Here is a 19,102-nt window from a genome sequence, read left to right on the forward strand (position 1 = left end):
CTGTCTCCTGAGGATCAATGCGGGATGCCTGTGGCGGGTCGGCGCATGAACCACGTCGGTACGCCGATCACGTCGGCTTCCCCGACCACGTCGTACCCGAAGCGGCGGTAGAACACGACGTTCGCCGGCTTGTCAGTTTCGAGGTAGCCCGTCTGCCCCGTCTCATCGAGCCGGCGGCAGTGCTCCCGCAGGAGGATCGTCCCGAACCCCTGGCCCTGGAGGGACGCATCCACCGCCACGGGGCCCAGGTGCACGTGGGCTTCGGCGAGGTCCCGGCCCGCCCACGCGCTGATCCATGTGCAGACCCGGACAGCTGTCCTCGGGTCGAGGTGCGCCAGGTGGGGCAACATCCTCAATCGTTGCCGAGGCCTCGGTTGGCACGCCCCCGCAGGGGCGGTAGCTGCCACTGCGACCAGAGTGCCGTGCTGGGTGGCACCTACCAGGTGGGTGGTAGGCATCGCCTCCAACAGCGCCTGGACCAGGCGGGCGTGGTACCTCAGCCGCCGGTCCGGGTCGGTGCCGTAGGCGGCGAGGTGGACGGGATTGTCCCGCATGCCGCGCGCGATCACTTCCACGGCGGCGGGAAGGTCCCCGCGCCGCAATTCGCGCATCTCGACCCCGGCGTCCCCCGTCCGGGCGAGCCCGCCGTCGCGTGTGCCGTCCACATCCGTCTCCTTCAACCTCCGGCGCCGGAGGGGTAGCCCCCGCTCACGGCAACCACGCTACGAACCCGCACGGCCCGCGTCATCGGTCCGTAAGCGTCGGGGTGGATCGCTCCGCGGCGCCTTCAGGTGTCGCCCCGGTACGACATGCTCTGTCGTTCGGTGACCGATGCGACGATCAGCGACCTCTTCCTACCCTGGGCTCATACGGCCTGGACATTTTGGGCTCCGGAGGGCGAAGGACACCTCATGCGCGGCACAGCTCTCATCGTCGGTGGTGGCATCGCGGGGCTGGGCGTGGCCCGTGGCCTCCACGCCGGCGGATGGTCAGTGCAGGTCCGAGAGCGCTCAGCAGGCCCACCGCGCACCGGCACCGCCCTGGGCATGTGGCCCGCGGCCATGGCAGCCCTCGACGCACTCGACGTCGGAGACATCATCCGAGACCGATCCGTCGAACGCTCCAGCGCGGCCATCCTACGACCCGACGGCAGCGTCATCGCTACGGTACGCAGCCCCTCGGTGCACCTGGTGTCCCGGCCGGACCTGCTCGCGGCCTTGCTCGAAGGACTACCCGCCGAGACCGTGGCGTGGAACAGTCCAGTACACCTCACGGACGACCTGTCAGACGCCGACGTCATCGTCGGCGCCGACGGCATCCACAGCGTCGTCAGGGCAGCCGTACAACCCGATGCCGTTCCCTTCCCCCTGGGCACCGTAGCGTTTCGCGGCACTGCACCGGGTAGCACAGGTCGCATTAGCGAGACCTGGGGAAGGGGCCGGATTTTCGGCATCACCCCTCAACACCCGGACACCACCAACTGGTTCGCCTGCGTCCGGGCCGAGCTGCTCAACCACCACCAGCCCGAGCTGAGCGCCACGGAGCTGTTTCACCGGCTTTACGGCAACTGGCACCCAGACATCGCACGGGTCCTCCACGCCATCGAGGACGCCCAGATCGACCGCCGCACCCTCCTCCAGCTTCCCCCGCTGCGAACCTACGCCGATCGCCGTCACGTACTCGTCGGTGATGCCGCCCATGCCATGGCACCGAACCTCGGGCGGGGTGCCTGCGAATCCCTCGTCGACGCCTTCACCCTGGCTGAGGCCCTCACTGCAGCAGTCTCCGTCGAAGACGGTCTGCGGCGCTACGACCGCCTGCGCCGTTCGCCCACCCGTCACATCGCATACCTCTCCCGACGCCTGAACCGGGTCAGCAGCGCTGAACGATGCACCGGGATGCGAGACGCCCTTCTGCGTGTCCTGGCCTAGACGACGATGTCCGGGAGTACCCGTGTGCTGCCACCGTCATACGGAACATCAGAAGAATGCCGCTCGTCCAGGGAAAACGGGTGTGTGCAGACCAGGCCGCTCTCTACCCCTCGATACCAGTACTACCTGCACCGACCCAGGCTGCGGCGCCACCGGACACTGACGGCGCCCAATGCTCCTCACTCTCACGATTTGCGAGCCCGCGCTTCGCCTCAACCCATGAACGCACCGACCCACGACAGATTCCGGGTGATCATCGCGCCGTGCAGACAGCCGGCAATTACTCCGTGTTGAAAAGGCTTGTGAAACGATCAGGCGCCTTCGACCGTTTGTTGACGGCAGGACCATCAGAGGAGACATCCCCCCAAGGCCTGTCGGATGAGTACGGGATTGCCCCGAGGTGCGCCGGGTTGATGAGTCGGATTCTGAAGAGGCTGATGCCGGTGTGGCCCAGTGTGCTCACGTCTAGGGCATTGAGACGCTTAGGACCGACGCCGGCGATCAAGGAGCGATGCGGGCCCATGTCGTGGCCCTGGCCGCGCTGGTGCAACCGACGGGTCAGGACGTCCCGGGTTCCAACAGGCGCACCGCAGATGGCAAAGTAGACGACAACATAAAGGGTCCTCGTGGCGGACAGGCATCCTGGTCAATGGCCCATCCCGCTGGAGGACGACCCGGTCGGCCAAAAGCACAAGGGGGCCAGGGCATGCGGGTGCTGGTGCTGGGAGGAACCACCTTCATCGGCCGCCGAATAGTGGAGCAGTTGCACGAACGCGGGGACCAGGTGCTGGTCGTGCACCGGGGACAGCACGAGCCTGATCCGTGGGTGCCGGTGGGTCACCTGCACACACATCGACACCAGCTATCCCGGCACGCCGAGAAGATCCGCGACTTCGCCCCCACAGCAGTGGTGGACGCCTACGCCTTAACCGGCACCGATGTGACCGCGGTGCTGGGCGTGGTGCCCGAGGTGCCCACCGTGGTGCTCTCCAGCCAAGACGTCTATCAGGCCTACACCGGGCTGCGCACCGGCCGGTGCACCGCTGCAGTGCCACTGGAAGAACACGCACCATTGCGTGTTGATCGCTACCCCTACCGCGGAACCGGTGGGCCCCCTGGGATCCCGGAAGACTACGAGAAGCTAGACGTGGAGCAGGCCTGGTCCGGGCGCGGGGCTGTGGTGCTGCGCCTGCCGATGGTCTACGGCCCCCATGATGCGCAACAGCGCGAGGAGGTGGTGTTACGGCGCATCCGCGCCGGACGGACCCGGATGCCGATCGGAGCCGGCAACCTGCTGTGGTCCCGGGCCCATGTCGAGGACATCGCCACCGCTGTGCTCACCGCCCTGCACACCCCGGCGGCGGCCGGCCTGACCCTGAACCTGGGGGAACCGACCACCGTGCCGATCTGCCAGTGGTTCCAGCAAATCATCGAGGCCACCGGCGCGAACCTGGAACTGGTCCAGGTCCCCGAACCGGTGCTACCAGCAGAACTGGCACTCACCGGCGCGCCCGCCCAGCACATGCTGGCGTCCACCCACCGGGCCCAAGAGGTGCTGGGGTGGTCCCCCGGTAACCCGCAGACCCGGGTCACCCAGTCCGTGCGCTGGCACCTGGCCCACGCCCCGGCCACCGAATGGACACAGGACGACGCCCGCACCGACAACGCAGCTCTCAACGCCGCCTAACCCATAGGCGCCAGTGCCCGGTGAAAAATTTCGAGGGAACAGCAGTCGCGGGTTAACCAGTAAATGCACACTCCCATTCACAAACCCTGTATCCCACCAACCGGAAACAGTGCCGGGCAAACCGCGGACAGCGGAGCCAATAGCGGATTCGGTCCCTCTTGCTTTACATATGGCCCGGATACCGGTCACCTTGCGAAAGTTCCCTCCCGATGGGAGAACTCTTTAGGAGTGCAGGGTCTCGGTGGGGGTGCGTCCGTACTGGGTGCGGTACTCGGTGGTGAACCGGGCGAGGTTCGTGAAGCCGCACCGGTAGGCGATCGCTGCCACGGTGTCCCCGCGGCTCGGGTCGGCCTCGAGGAGTTGGTGGTGGGCGGCGTCGAGGCGGGCTGTGCGCAGATAGCCTCCCGGGGTGGTGCCCAGGTGCTGACGGAAGGCGATGACCAGCTGGTGGGCCGGGATGCGGGCGGCCGCGGCGAGCTGGGCCAGATCGATGGGTCCGCCCAGGTGCTCGTCGATGTAGATCACTGCCCGGCGGACGGGTCCGGGCAGGCGCGTGGCGGTCTCCTCGGGCAGGGCATGGTCAGTGAAGCTGTTGGGGAAGCAGCACAACAGCGCGGTGGCCACCCGGCGTTGAGCTTCCGCGATGATGAGGGGCACGGTGAGCGCTTCGGCATCGTTCAGCACCTGCCGCAGGTGCCCCACGGCATCGGCCCAGTAGTCGGCGGCGACCTGGTGGTGAGGGCGGGTGCCGGTGAGGCGAAGCCGGAAGTCCTCCCGCTGCAGCAGCTCGCCGGCGTGGTCCTGGACCCAGTCGTGGTCCAGGGCCACGATGCTCAGATCGGTGGCCTCCATGGAGGAGGTGAACCGGTCCTGGGGCATCAGATACGGATCGGAACCGAGACGGTGGCGGTTCCCACCGGTGCGCACCGTCATGGCCCCATCGCTCACTTGGGCGACGCTGATCGCCTGGGGGGACTCCACGCCCATGCGCACCGTTGAACCCCGCCCTACCTGCGCCCGTCTGGACATTACCGGACCGACCACGACCCAGGACAGGGTCATCTCGAAGCTGTCGTGGTCAGGTGCTCGGACCTGGGCACGGCCGATGAGCCGGCTCAAGGTCTCGGCGGCTTCTCCGGCGTCGGCGGTGGTGAAGGCCCCACGGTGGGTATCGGTCATGACCTTGAAACCCTACGGCCGTAGGGGTCAGAAGTAGAGCAATGCGTCCACTGTGTCCCCGCAACAAGGGACAGGGGCTGTCGTGGGGGCAGGGTGGGTGGGGGTGGTCAGTGGATGAATGGTGCGTGGGCTTCCATCCAGGCGGTCAGCCACCGCTGCAGCTGATCGGCGTGCCAGTCTGGGGCGTGAACTTGTAGAGCGTCGGGGGCGCTGTGGAGCACTGAGATGATTCCGTCCAGGTCGGCGAGCTCGAGAGCCATGCGCTGTCGGAGCTGGGGGTTGCGTGCGGCGATGGCCGGGTGCACGCCGACGTCGAAGGACGTGGGTTCGGCTACGACCACTACGGGGGGCGTCGGGGGCCGTGTGCGGGCCGGTGTGCAGGTTGGTGATGAGACCGGCTGCGTGTTCCTCCGACTCGGTGGCGTGCAGGGACTTCTCTCTGCGCGTGAGCCGCAGTACTCCGCCCAGCGGCAGGGTGGGGACGTAGATCTGGTGGCCGTTGCCGGTGAGCACTGGATGGTGGTGGAGGTGGTGGTGTGGGTCTTTTGGGGAGCCCAGGTCCCATCGGGCGTTGGGGCGCCGGTGAGGATCACGACGGCGAGGTAGGAGACCAGTCCGTCGAGCAGGAGGTCCATTGTCGCCGAGGGGACTCGCACCCCGGTCACGGAGTGCCGGACCCAGGAGGGCCACTGTTGCCGGGGCAGCACCGGCACACCTTGGTCGGGGTCGGCGGCCAGTTCGGTGCGCCGGCCGGTGATCCAGCTCCACAACGGGGTGAGGGAGGCTGGGGTGCCGTCCAGCAGTGCCTCGGGCTTCATTCCATGGGCGGTGAGTTCGGTGTGCAGGCGCCCCAGAGCGGCGGGGCGTAGGGTGTGGTGGCCTCGACGGTCAGGCCGGCTGCTCGGTGCTTCCGCCGGCTCACCGGGCGTTCCGCGGCGCGCCGGAACGTCGGCTATCCGTGGTCTACGACCCGGTGGACCCTCGGACGGTCGAACCCGTCGGGCCGCTGCCCGGCGGTGGCGCCGATCTCCGGGCAGGTCAGGGGCGGGCGAGCAGCGTCATCGCGCCCACTGTGCCCAGGGACTGCTCGACACGGGGCTCGGTGAGCGGCCGGCTACTTGCGCAATCTGTGCGAGCTCGGGGTGCCGGTCATGCTCGGAGGACGTCAGTCCAGGCGTCGTTCGGTGCCCAGCGGTGACCCCGGGCTCAGTGCGAGGTCGGCGAACCGCTGTCCGATCCGCCGGTGCGCGGAGGCGTCGGGGTGGAGGGCGTCGGGCAGGGGCAGTTCCCGCGCGTCCGGCTCCCCGTAGAGCTCGCGGCCGTCGAGGTGGAACAGGTGCGGATCCTCCTGCGCCCGTTCCGCCACGATTCGTGCCAGCTGTTCCCGGATGACCGTCAGGGTGAGCTTGCCGGCGGCGACCTCACCGGGGTCCCCGGTCGCCTGGAACCTCATCTCGCCCCTGGTGAGGGCGTCCGGGTCGAAGGCGCCGGGCCCTGGGGTGTGTTCGTGGATCGGGCACAGGATGGGGGAGATCACCAGCAGCGGGGTGTGCGGGTGTCCCTCGCGGATCGTGTCGAGGAACCCGTGGACCGCGGGTCCGAAGGCCCGCAACCGCATCACATCCAGGTTGACCAGGTTGATGCCGAGCTTGACGCTGATCAGCTCGGCCGGGGTGTCCCGGATGGTGCGGGCGGTGAACGGGTCGAGCAGTGCGCTGCCCCCGAAGCCGAGGTTGAGCAGGTTGAGGTCGGCGAGCCGCGCGGCGACCGTCGGCCACGTGCCGGTGGGGTGGAGGGCGTTCGAGCCGTGGCTGATCGAGCTGCCGTGGTGCACCCACACCGGGCGTGGGTCCCGCACCGGCTGGACGGGGGCGTCGGAGCGGATCTCGGCCAGTTCCACGGTCTCGTTGTGCGGCAACCAGAGCTCGACCGTCTTGGGCCCCGGGGGCAGGTCGGCGAAGACGACGCCGCCGATCTCGCCGTGGGTGATCCGCCGGTCACCGGTGGTCATGTCGATGCTCACTACGGTCGCGGCGTCGAGGACGGCCTGCCGGACGTGCCGGCCGTCGATGAGCAGGTCGAAGACGCCCGTCGGGCGCGGTGGCGCCCCCTCGTACCGGAAGCGTGTGGCGCGGCCTCGGAGTTCGATGCGGCGCGCCTCGGTGGTGACGAGCAGTCGCGCGCCCGAGGGCTGGGCCTCGGCCATGGCCAGCTGCGGGTCGTGGGCCTGGTTCCTGGCCCAGGCGGGGAGGCGGTGCGGGATCACCCCGTCGTGCGTGCGCTCCAGCTCCACGACGCCGTGGAGCAGCTCGTCGGTGAGGGGTGTGGTGCGGTGTCGGTCGGGGATCGGCATGGTCCTCCATGGTGTGTCGTGCCCGGCAGTGACGGTTCAGGATACGGGCCGGTGGCGCAGGGGGTGGTCGAGGACGTCGAGGATGCGCTGCCGGCCGGCCGGACAGCGTGGCCGGCCGGCACCACGGGGCCGGCGAGCACACGCGGTGGACAGGTCAGGACTGCAGGTAACCGGCCAGGTTCGCCAGCGAGGAGGCGAATCCGGCCGCATGGTCCTCGGCGGAAATGCCGTCCGGGACATTCTCGGCGCGGATCTCCACGCGGGTGCCGCCCTCGACCCCGGTGAGCTCCCACGTCATGGTCATGGAGCCGGCATAGGCCGGGTCGTCGGAGACGAAGTCCCCCGCCAGCACGATGCGCTCATCGGGGACGAGCTCCACGAAGTGTGCGTCCACGACGTCGGAGGCGTCCGTGGTCTTCCCCGGTGCTCCCGACGCGTCCGTGTAGGTGAGGACCATCCGGTAGGACCCGCCCGGCCGGGCGTCGAAATGCTCGAAGCGACCGCTCATGCCCTCCGGGGGCATCCATGTGGTGAGCGCGTGCGGGTCGATCAGCGCGGCGTAGACGCGCTCGGGAGAGGCAGGGATCACGCGGGAAGCGGTGTCGGTGCGTGCCATGCGCCCAGCATAGGATCCTGGCGCACGAGCTGCTCCAGGGGTCGGTGGGCACGAGGACTCCGCTCGTGCCCACCGCCCCCGGTCAGGTCCCCAGGAGGCGCCGGACGGCGGCCAGACCGTCCGGGGTGCCGGGCCAGTGCCGCTGCAGTGCCTCGGGGCCGGCCGTGCGGACCACGGAACGCAGCACGAGCAGGACGACGATCACGTCATCGGCGTATCCCAGGACGGGGATGAAGTCCGGGACCAGATCCACGGGCAGCGCCAGGTAGGCGAGCAGGAGAAGCAGCATCACGCGCACGCCTCGGGGAAGTGAACGGTCACCGGCCAGTCGCCTGATCAGCCGGAGCACGTCCGGCAGCAGCCGCAGGGCGTCGCGCAGCCCGGTCTCGTTCGGGGCGGCCCTCCAGAGCACCAGGAGGAGGATCAGCCACAGCAGCACCAGGGCTCCGAGGACCCCCGCCAGGGTCGGCCAGGTCGAGCTCCACCACGACGGCATGTCACTCCGTTCCATCCCATCGCTCCGGGCGTGCGTTGCCGGCTGAATACCGGGCGAGGTCGGTCTCGGGGGCAGCTCCGTGCTGTCCTTCCAGCACGATCCCGACGCTCCTGACCATACCCGTTGGCGTCTCCGGCCCGACCGCGCCGACCTGGCTCCCGTCCGCTCCGGCGTCCGGCGGTCAGCCCCCATGACCACAGATCACTTCGGAAGGTGAGGCGACACCACCTGCGCCCTCGTCCTTTGGCACCACGTCGCACGAGCGGCCCCGCTGCGGTGGTGTCACCACGTGCGCCCTGCGGCTCCGGTCACGAGGTCTTCCGGTCGAAGGTCAGGTGGGTGACCCCGCTGGGGGCGGAGACGACCTCGATGTCGTAGTCCGCCTCCAGCGCCTCCAGGCCGTCCCACACCCGCACGCCCCGGCCCAGCACGATCGGCACCTGGACCAGGTGCAGGTGATCGACCAGGCCGGCGGCGAGGAAGTGGCGCACGACGGTCGGACCACCCCCGATGCGTACGTCGCGTCCGCCGGCCGCCTCCCGGGCGATCGCCAGCGCCTCGGCCGGTGCGGCGTCGAGGAAGTGGAAGGTGGTGCCGCCCTCCATCTCGATCGAGGGCCGCGGGCGGTGGGTCAGTACGAAGGCCGGCGTGTGGAACGGGGGGTTCGGGCCCCACCACCCCGTCCAGCCGGCGTCGTCCTGCCAGCCCGGCGGGCCGAACTTGCCCGCGCCCATGATCTCGGCGCCGATGCCCGGCTCGTGCTGCTGGGCGAAGGCGTCGTCGACGCCGGCGGTGCCGCCCGTGCGGCCCAGGATCGGGGCGCCGAAGCGGGTGGCGATCATCCACTCGTGCAGCCGTTGCCCGGCGTGGCCCATGGGCGCGTCGGGCGCTTGGCCCTGGCCGGTCGCGAAACCGTCCAGCGAGATGGAGAGGTTGTGAATCCGGGTCCGTGACATCTGCTCGCTCCGTCTGCTCGGCTCGGGGTGTGGTGGTCAGGCCGGCCGCCCGGTGCGCCGGTCGGCTCCCCAGGCGATCTGCTGACCGTCGGACCGTCGGCCCGCCGTGGCCGATGACCCGGCAGACCCCCAGGTGGCCGTGCCCCCGCGTCAGCCCTGTCCGGCGGGCACGGCATCGGGGTCGGGTGGGACCAGGACGAAGTTGCCGACGTGCGTCTTCTCGAGGAATTCCTGTTGTGCGGTCGCGATCCGGTCGAGCGGGAAGACCTTGGCCAGGAGCGGCCGGATCTCCTCGCGCTCGATGCAGGAGACGAGGTCGGGGAAGACCTGCTCGTCCCAGGCCGTGCACCCGACGAGGGTGAGGTCGTTCAGGTAGAGGGTGCGCATGTCGAGCTCCACCAGGGGACCGCCGATGGCCCCGGAGGAGACATACCGCCCACCCCGTACGAGGAGGCGGAGCAGCGCTGCGAAGCCGGGGCCCGCCACGTTGTCGATCACCACGTCCACGCTCCGCGCTTCCAGCAGGGTCGGTGGCTCATGGCGCCCGATGACCTCGTCGGCGCCCAGGGCGCGGACCCGGTCCTGCTTGGCCTCTCCGGCCGCGCCGATGACGTGGGCTCCGCGTCGTTTGGCGAGTTGCACCACGGCCGATCCGACCCCACCGGAGGCGCCGGTCACCAGGACCCGGGTCCCGGTGGTGATCCCGGCGCGCCCGACCATGTTCTCCGCCGTTCCGTAGGCGCACGGGATGGTGGCGAGCTCCGCATTGCTCCAGGCGGAGCGGACCGGGAACGCTTCGTGGGCGGGAACGGCGACGAACTGGGCGAAGGCCCCGTCGACGTCGGAGCCCAGCCAGGCGGTGTCCCACGAGGAGAAGCCCCGGGTGCGCATGCAGGGCCGGATCAGCACCCGCTCCCCGAGCACGGACTCGTCCCCGCCGGGGCCGACGGCGACGATCCGGCCGCAGCAGTCCGCGCCCTGGATCAGGGGGAACGGTGTGGCCGCGTTCCAGCCCCCGTCCGGCCGCACCGGGAGGTCCCCGGCGAGGTCCCCCGAGGTGCTGTCGGTGCCTGCCGTCACGGAGGAGGAGTACCACCCGAGCCGGGTGTTGATCTCGGTGTTGTTCATCCCGGCCGCCAGGACCCGGACGAGCACCTCGCCCTCACCCGGCACGGGGACCGGCACACGGGACAGCACGAGCCGGTCGTAGCCGCCGACCCCGGTGGTGACGACCGCGACCATGGTCGGGTCGGGAGCACGTCCCGCGGAGCGGGAGGACAGCGTGGCCATGACCCCATCCTGGGCCACCGGGGCCAGGAGCGCCACAGACCCGATGGCCGCGGTGTGCCCGGGACGGGCCGACCGTCGGTCCACGGGTGCGATCGCCGGCCGCCGCGAACCAGACCTCGACGGTGCTGCCGTCCGCCCGGCCCTCGGCGACGTCCGTGCTCACGGCCGGCACGCCCCGGGGAGACCTCGTGGAGAGAGCGCTGACGTCCCTGAGCACCGTCAGGCCCAGCTCGTCGCGGAATCGCTCCATCGCCGGGTTCGGGCCGTGGTGGACCAGCGGCATCCTGCGCCGCCGCCCCACGAGCGTGAACGCTTCCTCGTCCTGGAGCCGGTAGTCCATCGGGGATGTTCCTTCCACCGAGAGGGAGAAGCGCAACGGGGGCGGGGGCGCAGCACCGCTCCCGAGCGCCGGGCTTCTGCGGGGCCTGCTCCGTGCACGGCACGGAAGGCTCTGCTGAAGGCGTCGGCCGAGGCACAGCCGAAGCGCACGGCGATGTCCTGCAACGGTTCCGCCCCCGTGAGCACGGGCGACGCCGCGATCGTCATGCGCCGGGGGAGGGCGCCCGACGATCCGTGTCCACGTCGATCGGGCGCCCCTGTCGTCCGTGGCCTCGAGCCCGTTGTTGCTGGCCGGCGCTCCTCCACCGGGCCGGCAGGGGGCCGGCCCGGTGGAGGTGGTCGGGGGTGGCCAGGGGAGTCTCCTTCGGCGGCCGGGGCCGCCCGGCGGCGTCAGGGAGCGGACTCGATGACGGGCCGGGCGGGCGGGGCTGGCACCGGGGTGCTCCGGCGTTCGGGCACGCGGAAGATCGGCAGCGTCAGGTTGACGAGCGGGCCGATGAGCAGCGCGAAGGCCACGGTGCCCACCCCGGCCGAGCCACCGAGGAGCCAGCCGAGCAGCAGCACGGTGCCCTCGATGGCCGTGCGCACGAACCAGACGGGGAGGCCGAAGCGCTCGTGCAGCCCGGTCATCAGGCCGTCGCGAGGGCCCGGACCCAGCCGCGCCCCGATGTAGAGGCCACTGGCCACGGCGAGGAGGAGGAGACCGCCGGAGAACAGCAGGATCCGCGCCCACAGCGCCTCGGGCTCCCCGACCACCGCCAGGCCGACCTCCGCGCTGGGACCGACGAGCAGCACGTTGAGCACCGTGCCGATGCCGGGCCTCTGCCGCAGCGGGATCCAGAGCAGCAGCACGACCACGCCGACGAGGTTGGTCATCAAACCGAACGGGACACCCGTCTGCAGGGAGGAGCCCTGGCTCAGGACGTCCCACGGAGCAACACCGAGGGTCGCCCGGATCATCATGGCCAGGGCGAACCCGTAGAGGAACAGGCCGATCAGCAGTTGCGTGCCGCGCCAGGCGCCGAGAAAGGTCATGGGACCAGTCCATCCGCCGATTGGCCTGGCAACAAGATGCCAATCGTGGCATGGTGGACTGATGATGGTCCTCTCAGCGCGGCGGCTCGCCGTCGACCTCGGTGCCTGGCGTGCCGGAGGTCCCGCCTACGAAGCCCTCGCTGACCGGATTCGCCTCCTCGCCCTCGACGGGCGGGTCCCTCTCGGCACGAGGCTGCCGGCCGAGCGCGAACTGGCTGCCGAGCTCGGTCTCAGCCGCACCACGGTCGCCGCCGCCTACACGCGCCTGCGCACGGCCGGTTACCTCCACAGCACCCGTGGCTCGGGCAGCGTCGTCGTCATGCCCGGGCGCGGCACCACCCCTGCGGACGACGACGGGCCCGCCGCGGTCACCCTGGATCTGAGCAAGGCCGCTCTTCCGGCCGCACCACAGATCGGGGAGGCCGTCGCGCGGGCCGCGCAGGAGCTCCCGGCGTACCTGAACGGCCACGGCTTCGACCCGATCGGGCTGCCGCGCCTCCGGCAGGCCCTGGCCGAGCGCTACACCGGCCGGGGGGTGCCGACCGAGCCCGGGCAGATCATGGTCACCCTCGGCGCCCAGCACGCCATCTCCCTGGTGGCGAGAACCCTGCTGCGCCGCAGCGACACGGCACTGGTGGAGGCCCCGAGCTACCCGCATGCCTACGAGGCGCTGAGGTCCGCGGGACGCCGCCTCGTGCCCGTGGCCGTGGACGCCCGGCAGGGGTGGGACGGCGACGGGCTGGAGCAGGCGTTCCAACGGACCCGCCCGGCCCTGGCGTACGTGATGCCCGACTTCCACAACCCCACCGGTGCCGTCATGCCGGGGCACCAGCGTGAGCAGCTCATGACGGTGGCCGCCCGCCACGGATCCGTGGTGGTCGCCGACGAGACCATGGCTGAGCTGCGGATCGACGGCGCGGCGGAACTCCCGCTGGCCGCCTACGGCCCCGCCGTCCTCATCGGCTCCCTGAACAAGACGGTCTGGGGAGGACTGCGGATCGGCTGGATCCGCGCGGACACGGAGACGATCCGCCGGCTCGAACAGGCCCGCTACGCCAACGACCTCGGGACACCCATCCTGGAGCAGCTCATCGGCCTGGAGATGCTGAGCACCTACGAGGAGCTGCTGAGCTTCCGGGCGCTGCAGCTCACCCGGGGACGCGACCACCTCGAGGCCCTGCTCCGGGAGCACCTTCCGACCTGGGACGTCCCCCACGTTTCGGGAGGCCTGTGCACCTGGGTGAACATCGGGCAGCCGGTCAGCTCCCAGCTGGCCCTGGCAGCCCGCGACGGCGGTCTCCTGCTGGGAGCCGGACCCCGGTTCGGGATGGGAGGCGTGTTCGAACGCTTCCTCCGCCTGCCCTTCAGCTATCCGGCAGAGGACACCCGCCGGGCCGTGGACATCCTCGCGCAGTCGTGGCACTCGGTGATACCCGGCCGCACCGTCAGCACGGACGCCGCACCGGCCCTCGTCTACTAGGACCATCGGAGGGTCGTCCCCGTCGTCCCCCGGGGGCGTCAGACGGTGAGGGCGATCTTGCCGCGCACCGTTCCGGCGTCGAGACGGCGCATGGCCTCCGCGGCTCGTTCCAGGGGATAGACCCGCTCGAGGGGTGGCACCACCTGTCCTGCCTCGATGAGTTCGGTGAGCCGGTGCAGATCACCGCTGCGCGTGGTGGAGACGAGGTTCGTGAACCGCTGGCGGATGAACGGGGAGAGGACTAGGGCGCGCAGGCTGCGTCCCATGCCTCCGGTGAGGCGGTCACCGTCCTCGCCGCCGACGAGCACGGCCGTACCGGCCGGGGTCAGGGCCCGGCGCAGCCGGGACAGCGGCGGATTGCCGGCCAGGTCCAGGACGAGGTCGTAGTGGTGGGTGCCGTCGGCGAAGTCCTCGCCGGTGCGGTCGACGACGTGGTCGGCACCCAGGGAGAGGACGTGCTCCACGGTGCCGGTGCTGGTGACCGCGGTGACCTCGGCGTCGAGTGCCTTGGCCAGTTGCACGGCGTAGGACCCGACTCCGCCGGAGGCCCCGGTGATCAGGACCTTCTGCCCTGCGTGCAGGTGCCCGGCCCGGCACAGGGCGTGCAGGGCGGTGACCGCCGAGATCGGCACCACCGCCGCCTGGGCAGCGGTCAGATTCCCCGGTGCGGGGGCGAGCTGGGCCGCCCGGGCCACGGCGTACTCGGCGAAGGAGCCGCGGGCGATCCCGTACACCTCCTGCTCGACCGTGAACCCGGTGACGGCGGAGCCGAAGGCGGCGACCGTGCCGGCGACCTCCATCCCGGCCACCGGGTTCCTCGGTGCCCGCAGCCCGAAGCCCAGGCGCAGCAGGTAGGGCCGTCCCGTCATCAGGTGCCATGTGCCGCGGTCCAGGCCCGCGGCGTGCACGCGCAGCAGCACCTCCTTCGCCCCCGGGACGGGCACCGGAACCTGCGCCAGGTGCAGCGTCTCGGCCGGGCCGTACCGCTCTCGTACCACCGCGCGCATCGTGCTCCCCGGTGCGGGAGGGGTGGCGTCCTGGTCCTCCACGGTGTGGGGTCCTTCAGCTGTCATGACGGTGTTCCTTCCCGGAGAGTGTCCGGTCGGTGCCCGGCAGGAACCTGCCGGGGCGGGTGCATGGAGAGGCGTCCCCGGTGAGGTGTCTCCTGGCCGGCCGGCCGCCGCAGCAGGGTGACGCCGAGGGCGGCCACCCACAGGACCCAGCCGGTGCTGCCGATCAGCCCGGCCGGCTCCCAGACGGGGAAGCCGGGGACGGCGGTGGCCAGGACCTCGCCCTGGTTGAGCAGGTAGATCCCACTGACCACCAGCCCGGTCACCCCGAGCCAGGCCGGCAGGACCCGGCGGTACAGGATGAGGGTGCTGAACGTGATCGACCACCCCAGGACGAGGACTTGGCCCAGGTGTTCGCCCAGCAGGGCCCCGCCGAACTGGTGCTGGGCCGTCCAGGCGGCCTCCACCGCGGCCCGGGCGGCGGGGTCGCCTGCGGCGTGGGCCGCGGCCAGGGGCGGGACGACGAACACCCAGCGCAGGAACCCGATCACCGACAGCACCACCGAGGCCGCTCCGATCCAGGTGGCCGCCCGGAGCACCGGATCCCCCTGGCGCTCCAGGACGGCCGGCAGCAACAGGATCGGCACCGCCAGGACGCCGTAGGTCCAGGCGGTGGCGAACCAGATCCACACCAGGCCCGGGCCGCCCGCGTGGACGGCCGGCAGGACCACCTCCGGTGGCTCCCGCAGGATGTCGGGCCAGTCGAAGGTGCTCGACAGCACGGTGGCCGCGACGGCGAAGGCGAGGGCCCCGAGGAGGAACAGTCCTCCGGTGACCCGGCGGAGGCGAGGGGAGGTCGTGGGGTCGGTCATGGCCGGGCGGCTTTCTCTGAGACTTCGGCATCGTGGTCCGCCGGTGCACCGCATCGACATCTTCCGGACCCGTCGTCGTGGGAGTCGCCGGCGGCCCCGGGCGACCAGGTCGATCTGTGGTGCTCCGCCGCTTCCGGGGCCGGTCCGGAGGGCCGGCCCCGACGGCGACGGTCCGGGCTCGGCCGGGTGCTCTCCGTCATCACCTCGCCGGGGCGGTCGCTGGGTCTCCGCTGCCGGTGCGACGGCTCCCTCTGACTCCTCATGATCCGCCTGCCGGCCGTCCCCGCACCGGACGGGGCCCTTTATGAAGCGTGCTGCCCCGGCCGTTGCGAGTCCCCGGAGGCCCTCAGACGTGCCGGCCTGCGCATCCCGTCCTGACCCTCCGGCGAGGGGTTGCCGCGGCGCACCTCCACCGCCGGGGGATCGGCAACGGTGTCGCGGCCGACGGGTCCGGCTGCGGTGCTGCTCGGCCGTGAGGATACTGAGGTCATGAGCGACGAGACGACCGGCCCCGCGGCCACGCTGTGGTTCCACGCCCGCGGCGCCGGAGACCCCTTCGTGCTGCTGCACCCCGGAGGCGCCGACTCCCGGGCCCTCGAGCCGCTGGTCCGGGAACTGCCCGACCGGTACCGGGTGCTCACTCCTGACCAGCGCGCCCACGGGCACACCGCCGACCCGGGCGGACCGCTCTCCTACGCGGTGATGGCCGAGGACACCATCGCCTTCCTGGAGCAGCAGACCCGGCCCCCGGTGCACCTGCTGGGCTACAGCGACGGGGCCGTGATCGCCCTGACGGTGGCGATGATGCGGCCCGATCTGATCCGGGACCTCGTGCTGGTCGCCGGGGTCCACCACCGCGACGGATGGGAGTCCGGGGTCCTCGAGGGCGCAGCGCAGGTGCCCGAGGTCATGGCCGATGCCTACGCGGAGGTCTCTCCCCACGGCCGCGAGCACTACGCGCAGGTCGTGGCCGAGCTGGACCGGATGCACGCGGCGGAACCGGTCTTCACGGCCGCTGATCTCGCGCGCCTGGACATCCCCGTGCTCGTGCTGCTCGGGGACGACGACGAAGTGCGCCTCGAGCACGCCGTGGCCATGTACCGGGCCCTGCCCCGCGGGGAGCTGGCCGTGGTCCCGCACGCCTCCCACGGGGTGCTGGTCGAGAAGCCGGGGCTGTGCGCGCGGCTGATCACCGACTTCCACGCCCCGGACACCCCGGAGACCCTCGCACCGCTGCGGCGCCGCCCCGGACACCCGGCGGGGATCCGGCCGCCCGGCGCCCCCGCCGACCGTCCCGCGGCCGATCCCGCGCACGGGGAGGTGCGATAGGCGTTCCGTCGACCGGAACGTGACGACGCGCGGGGTGGAGGGAGGGCCGCGGCTCGGTACCATGCACTGCATGCCCATCAAGTTCGAGAACGTCGGCATCGCCGTCCGTGATCTCGAGGAAGCCATCGCCTTCTTCACCGACCTCGGGCTGACCGTCCTGGGCCGGGACACGGTCAGCGGGGAGTGGGCGGACACCGCCGTCGGCCTCGACGGCAACCATGCCAGGATCGCCATGCTCCAGACACCGGACGGCACCGGGCGCCTCGAGCTCTTCGAGTACCTCCACCCCGAGGCGATCGAGACGGAGCCCACACGCCCCCACGAGATCGGCATGCACCGCGTGGCCTTCTCGGTGGACGACATCGACGAGTCCCTCGGGATCGCCGCGCGGCACGGCTGCCACCCGCTGCGCGGCGTGGCCAACTACCAGGACGCCTACAAGCTCGCCTATGTCCGCGGTCCCAGCGGCATCATCGTGATGCTCGCCGAGGACCTGACGAAGAGCTGACGGCGGCTCGGCGGACGCGTGACCGCCTCCCCGTGGAACGCCGGCGAGCCCGGCAGGTGACGGGAGCCCGCCGGGGCGGAGCCGGGTTCGGCGGTGATCGTCGGCACCTTGTGGGCCGCCCACAGGCGCCGGCAGGTCTCGTTGCGGGTGGACAGCTCCCCGACGAGGTCCTGCAGCCTGCGGTGGTGCGGGTCGCGTCCCGCCTCGGCGCACATGACCGCCACGCACATCTCTGCGAACAGTTCCCCGTCGGGGTGGAAGTCGTGGGAAGCGGGATCGAGGAACTGGAACCGGGCCTGGTTCGGGGTGCGCCCGTTCGGCGTCGTCGAGCTGCAGGGCAGTCGCCGGCGCGTCGACGGACACCTACAGGCGAAGGCCCGTCGTCGCGGAACCGGCCGGGACGGCCTTGGTTCGGGGCCATGTCCAGGCGGAGCGCAGGACGAAGGCCAGGAGCAGCACCTCGAGCCCGATGGAAAGGCCGTAGAAGGGGGCCCACTCCCAGTTCGTCGAGGCCGCGTTGAACACCGTGACGGGGATGTAGAGCGAGGCGACGACGAGGTTCGTGGCGCGGTTCACCCGGGCGGGCAGCGTCATGGAGAGCCACACCATCAGGGCCGGGATCCCGATGACCACGACGAAAACGGTCAACAGTGTCCCGCTGATGTCGAAGACGTAGATGTCACCACCCCGGATCTGGTCGATGCTGCCGGGCTGGTAGAGGTGGAAGTAGTCCACGTAGATGTAGAAGAACATGAAGCTGGTCCATGCGGCCGCGAGCTTGGCCTGCACGGGGATCGGCGGGTTGTCGAGCAGGTTCGGGGTGGTCGTTCGGATGGTCATCGCTGCGTCCTTCGAGAGGAGCGGTCCGTCCGCCGGAGTGGCGGCCGGTCTGGGCGTGCCTGCGCACGGGTGGGGTCGTTCTCGTCGGTCCGCTCGTCAGACGGTGATCACGACCTTTCCTCGGGGTGGGGCCGGCCGCGACGCGGCGGAGGGCGTCGGCCACTGCGTCGCGGGGGTGGGGGCGGTCGCTGACGGGTGTGACCTGCACCCACCCCTCATCGCGGCGCCGTGCGCCGTGGCGATCCGGCCGGCGAAGCAGCCTGCGCCGCCCGGCACGCCGGGTCCCTGGCCCGCTCCGGCATGCGCTCGCTGGTTGGTGCCCACCGAAGCCTCCTCTCGTCCGAGCCGGAACTCCTGCCGGTTCGTACACTGTACGTCGTACGCTGTACTATGAGCGTACGCTGTACGGTTGTCAAGCAGTCCCACAGGGCGAGGAGATTCGACAGTCGAGGAGGACCGTGTCTGCGAGGGAACAACGGCAGGTCGCGTCGGACGCGGGGCTGAGCAAGCAGCGGGTGGTGGACGAGGCGGTCCGGCTCGCCGACCGCGAGGGGGTCGACGGGCTGAGCATGCGCCGGCTGGCCCGCGCGCTCGGCGCGGGCGCGATGTCGCTCTACCACTACGTGGCGAGCAAGGAGGAGCTGCTGGACGCCATGGTCGACGTCGTGTTCGAGGAGATCGAGGTCCCGCCCGCAGAGTCCGACTGGCAGTCGGCGATGCGACGGCGGGCGGTGTCCACCCGGCAGGCTCTCGCACGCCACCCGTGGGCGAACGGCCTGATGGTGTCGCGGACCTCGCCGGGGCCCGCGAACCTCCGCCACCACGAAGCGGTCACCGCGTGCCTGCGGAGGGCCGGCTTCCCGGTCCTGATGGCGACGCACGCCAACTGGCTGCTCGACAGCTATGTCTACGGGTTCGCCCTGCAGGAAGCCAGTTTGCCGTTCGACACCGCCGACGAGCTCGCGGACATGGCCGAGGACGTCTTCCTGCCCCAGCTCCCACCCGACGAGTTCCCCTACCTCCACGAGTCCGCCGCGGCGCTTGTCGCTGCCCGCTACGACCCGGCGGAGGAGTTCGTCTTCGGACTCGACCTCGTCCTGGCCGCCCTCGAGTCCCTGAGAGCCTCCGCATAGCGTCGCTCACGGACGGTCGCGCTGCCCTCCGCACCGCAGCTCCGATCC

General features: G+C 71.0%; 19 protein-coding genes. 6 read left to right on the forward strand and 13 right to left on the reverse strand.

The genetic code is table 11. The features are described from left to right. Window positions 1-14 precede the first annotated feature (14 nt). The gene (locus QYM41_RS09795; RefSeq protein ID WP_368799546.1) at window positions 15-665 is read right to left on the reverse strand and encodes a GNAT family N-acetyltransferase; all 651 of its coding nucleotides are present in this window, start codon (window positions 663-665) and stop codon (window positions 15-17) included. 246 nt (window positions 666-911) lie between these two features. Between QYM41_RS09795 and QYM41_RS09800 the strand changes: the two genes are divergently transcribed. Beyond that, on the forward strand, window positions 912-1,931 hold the full coding sequence (locus tag QYM41_RS09800) for an FAD-dependent monooxygenase (protein WP_368799547.1): 1,020 nt from the start codon (window positions 912-914) through the stop codon (window positions 1,929-1,931). Window positions 1,932-2,637: 706 nt separating this feature from the next. Next, a complete protein-coding gene (locus QYM41_RS09805; RefSeq protein ID WP_368799548.1) occupies window positions 2,638-3,618 on the forward strand; it encodes an NAD-dependent epimerase/dehydratase family protein in 981 nt (326 codons plus the stop codon). Between the two features lie 222 nt (window positions 3,619-3,840). Here the strand turns inward: QYM41_RS09805 and QYM41_RS09810 are convergent, their stop codons facing one another. From QYM41_RS09810 to yczE, 8 genes are all read right to left on the reverse strand, one after another. Next, entirely contained in the window at window positions 3,841-4,797 is a 957-nt protein-coding gene (locus QYM41_RS09810) for an AraC family transcriptional regulator (RefSeq protein WP_368799549.1), read from the reverse strand. Window positions 4,798-4,904: 107 nt separating this feature from the next. Further along, window positions 4,905-5,138, reverse strand: a complete 234-nt coding sequence (locus QYM41_RS09815; protein WP_368799550.1) for a hypothetical protein — start codon at window positions 5,136-5,138, stop codon at window positions 4,905-4,907. Between the two features lie 824 nt (window positions 5,139-5,962). Continuing rightward, the gene (locus tag QYM41_RS09820) at window positions 5,963-7,150 is read right to left on the reverse strand and encodes an SGNH/GDSL hydrolase family protein (RefSeq protein ID WP_368799551.1); all 1,188 of its coding nucleotides are present in this window, start codon (window positions 7,148-7,150) and stop codon (window positions 5,963-5,965) included. Between the two features lie 154 nt (window positions 7,151-7,304). Beyond that, window positions 7,305-7,766, reverse strand: a complete 462-nt coding sequence (locus tag QYM41_RS09825) for an SRPBCC family protein (RefSeq protein ID WP_368799552.1) — start codon at window positions 7,764-7,766, stop codon at window positions 7,305-7,307. A gap of 82 nt (window positions 7,767-7,848) precedes the next feature. Then, window positions 7,849-8,262, reverse strand: coding sequence for a YkvA family protein (locus tag QYM41_RS09830; RefSeq protein WP_368799553.1), 414 nt, complete (start codon window positions 8,260-8,262; stop codon window positions 7,849-7,851). A 308-nt stretch (window positions 8,263-8,570) separates the two neighbouring features. Further along, window positions 8,571-9,218, reverse strand: a complete 648-nt coding sequence (locus tag QYM41_RS09835; protein ID WP_368799554.1) for a dihydrofolate reductase family protein — start codon at window positions 9,216-9,218, stop codon at window positions 8,571-8,573. 150 nt (window positions 9,219-9,368) lie between these two features. Next, the gene (locus QYM41_RS09840; protein ID WP_368799555.1) at window positions 9,369-10,508 is read right to left on the reverse strand and encodes an alcohol dehydrogenase family protein; all 1,140 of its coding nucleotides are present in this window, start codon (window positions 10,506-10,508) and stop codon (window positions 9,369-9,371) included. Between the two features lie 729 nt (window positions 10,509-11,237). Further along, a complete protein-coding gene (yczE, locus tag QYM41_RS09845; protein ID WP_368799556.1) occupies window positions 11,238-11,882 on the reverse strand; it encodes a membrane protein YczE in 645 nt (214 codons plus the stop codon). A gap of 61 nt (window positions 11,883-11,943) precedes the next feature. Here yczE and yczR point away from each other — a divergent pair, with 61 nt between their 5' ends. Next, entirely contained in the window at window positions 11,944-13,362 is a 1,419-nt protein-coding gene (yczR, locus tag QYM41_RS09850) for a MocR-like transcription factor YczR (RefSeq protein WP_368799557.1), read from the forward strand. A 38-nt stretch (window positions 13,363-13,400) separates the two neighbouring features. Here the strand turns inward: yczR and QYM41_RS09855 are convergent, their stop codons facing one another. Beyond that, window positions 13,401-14,435 (reverse strand): NAD(P)-dependent alcohol dehydrogenase, encoded by a 1,035-nt coding sequence (locus QYM41_RS09855; RefSeq protein ID WP_368799558.1) that lies wholly within the window; start codon window positions 14,433-14,435, stop codon window positions 13,401-13,403. Continuing rightward, window positions 14,432-15,244 (reverse strand): DUF4386 domain-containing protein, encoded by an 813-nt coding sequence (locus tag QYM41_RS09860; protein WP_368799559.1) that lies wholly within the window; start codon window positions 15,242-15,244, stop codon window positions 14,432-14,434. Before QYM41_RS09860 ends, QYM41_RS09855 begins: the two co-directional genes overlap by 4 nt. Window positions 15,245-15,733: 489 nt before the next feature. Here QYM41_RS09860 and QYM41_RS09865 point away from each other — a divergent pair, with 489 nt between their 5' ends. Beyond that, window positions 15,734-16,573: an alpha/beta fold hydrolase gene (locus QYM41_RS09865; protein WP_368799560.1), complete on the forward strand. Its 840-nt coding sequence runs from the start codon at window positions 15,734-15,736 to the stop codon at window positions 16,571-16,573. Window positions 16,574-16,643: 70 nt separating this feature from the next. Beyond that, a complete protein-coding gene (locus QYM41_RS09870; protein WP_368799561.1) occupies window positions 16,644-17,081 on the forward strand; it encodes a VOC family protein in 438 nt (145 codons plus the stop codon). Here the strand turns inward: QYM41_RS09870 and QYM41_RS17945 are convergent. After that, window positions 17,021-17,422 (reverse strand): MmyB family transcriptional regulator, encoded by a 402-nt coding sequence (locus tag QYM41_RS17945; RefSeq protein ID WP_438612585.1) that lies wholly within the window; start codon window positions 17,420-17,422, stop codon window positions 17,021-17,023. The two genes, QYM41_RS09870 and QYM41_RS17945, sit on opposite strands and share 61 nt — an antisense overlap. Before the next feature lie 22 nt (window positions 17,423-17,444). Then, entirely contained in the window at window positions 17,445-17,921 is a 477-nt protein-coding gene (locus tag QYM41_RS09880) for a DUF6326 family protein (RefSeq protein WP_368799563.1), read from the reverse strand. A 458-nt stretch (window positions 17,922-18,379) separates the two neighbouring features. Here QYM41_RS09880 and QYM41_RS09885 point away from each other — a divergent pair, with 458 nt between their 5' ends. Next, on the forward strand, window positions 18,380-19,054 hold the full coding sequence (locus QYM41_RS09885) for a TetR/AcrR family transcriptional regulator (protein ID WP_368799564.1): 675 nt from the start codon (window positions 18,380-18,382) through the stop codon (window positions 19,052-19,054). Window positions 19,055-19,102 lie beyond the last annotated feature (48 nt).

The sequence above is a fragment of the Kocuria oxytropis genome, from assembly GCF_040981195.1.
In the GTDB taxonomy this organism is placed as follows: Bacteria; Actinomycetota; Actinomycetes; order Actinomycetales; family Micrococcaceae; genus Kocuria; species Kocuria oxytropis.

Excerpts from the sequence above, each read along its gene's own strand:
- QYM41_RS09800 (WP_368799547.1), top strand. The coding sequence starts at position 912 with ATGCGCGGCACAGCTCTCATCGTCGGTGGTGGCATCGCGGGGCTGGGC.
- QYM41_RS09805 (WP_368799548.1), top strand. The coding sequence starts at position 2,638 with ATGCGGGTGCTGGTGCTGGGAGGAACCACCTTCATCGGCCGCCGAATA.
- QYM41_RS09810 (WP_368799549.1), bottom strand. The coding sequence starts at position 4,797 with ATGACCGATACCCACCGTGGGGCCTTCACCACCGCCGACGCCGGAGAA.
- QYM41_RS09820 (WP_368799551.1), bottom strand. The coding sequence starts at position 7,150 with ATGCCGATCCCCGACCGACACCGCACCACACCCCTCACCGACGAGCTG.
- QYM41_RS09825 (WP_368799552.1), bottom strand. The coding sequence starts at position 7,766 with ATGGCACGCACCGACACCGCTTCCCGCGTGATCCCTGCCTCTCCCGAG.
- QYM41_RS09830 (WP_368799553.1), bottom strand. The coding sequence starts at position 8,262 with ATGCCGTCGTGGTGGAGCTCGACCTGGCCGACCCTGGCGGGGGTCCTC.
- QYM41_RS09835 (WP_368799554.1), bottom strand. The coding sequence starts at position 9,218 with ATGTCACGGACCCGGATTCACAACCTCTCCATCTCGCTGGACGGTTTC.
- QYM41_RS09840 (WP_368799555.1), bottom strand. The coding sequence starts at position 10,508 with ATGGCCACGCTGTCCTCCCGCTCCGCGGGACGTGCTCCCGACCCGACC.
- yczE (WP_368799556.1), bottom strand. The coding sequence starts at position 11,882 with ATGACCTTTCTCGGCGCCTGGCGCGGCACGCAACTGCTGATCGGCCTG.
- yczR (WP_368799557.1), top strand. The coding sequence starts at position 11,944 with ATGATGGTCCTCTCAGCGCGGCGGCTCGCCGTCGACCTCGGTGCCTGG.
- QYM41_RS09855 (WP_368799558.1), bottom strand. The coding sequence starts at position 14,435 with ATGACAGCTGAAGGACCCCACACCGTGGAGGACCAGGACGCCACCCCT.
- QYM41_RS09860 (WP_368799559.1), bottom strand. The coding sequence starts at position 15,244 with ATGACCGACCCCACGACCTCCCCTCGCCTCCGCCGGGTCACCGGAGGA.
- QYM41_RS09865 (WP_368799560.1), top strand. The coding sequence starts at position 15,734 with ATGAGCGACGAGACGACCGGCCCCGCGGCCACGCTGTGGTTCCACGCC.
- QYM41_RS09870 (WP_368799561.1), top strand. The coding sequence starts at position 16,644 with ATGCCCATCAAGTTCGAGAACGTCGGCATCGCCGTCCGTGATCTCGAG.
- QYM41_RS09880 (WP_368799563.1), bottom strand. The coding sequence starts at position 17,921 with ATGACCATCCGAACGACCACCCCGAACCTGCTCGACAACCCGCCGATC.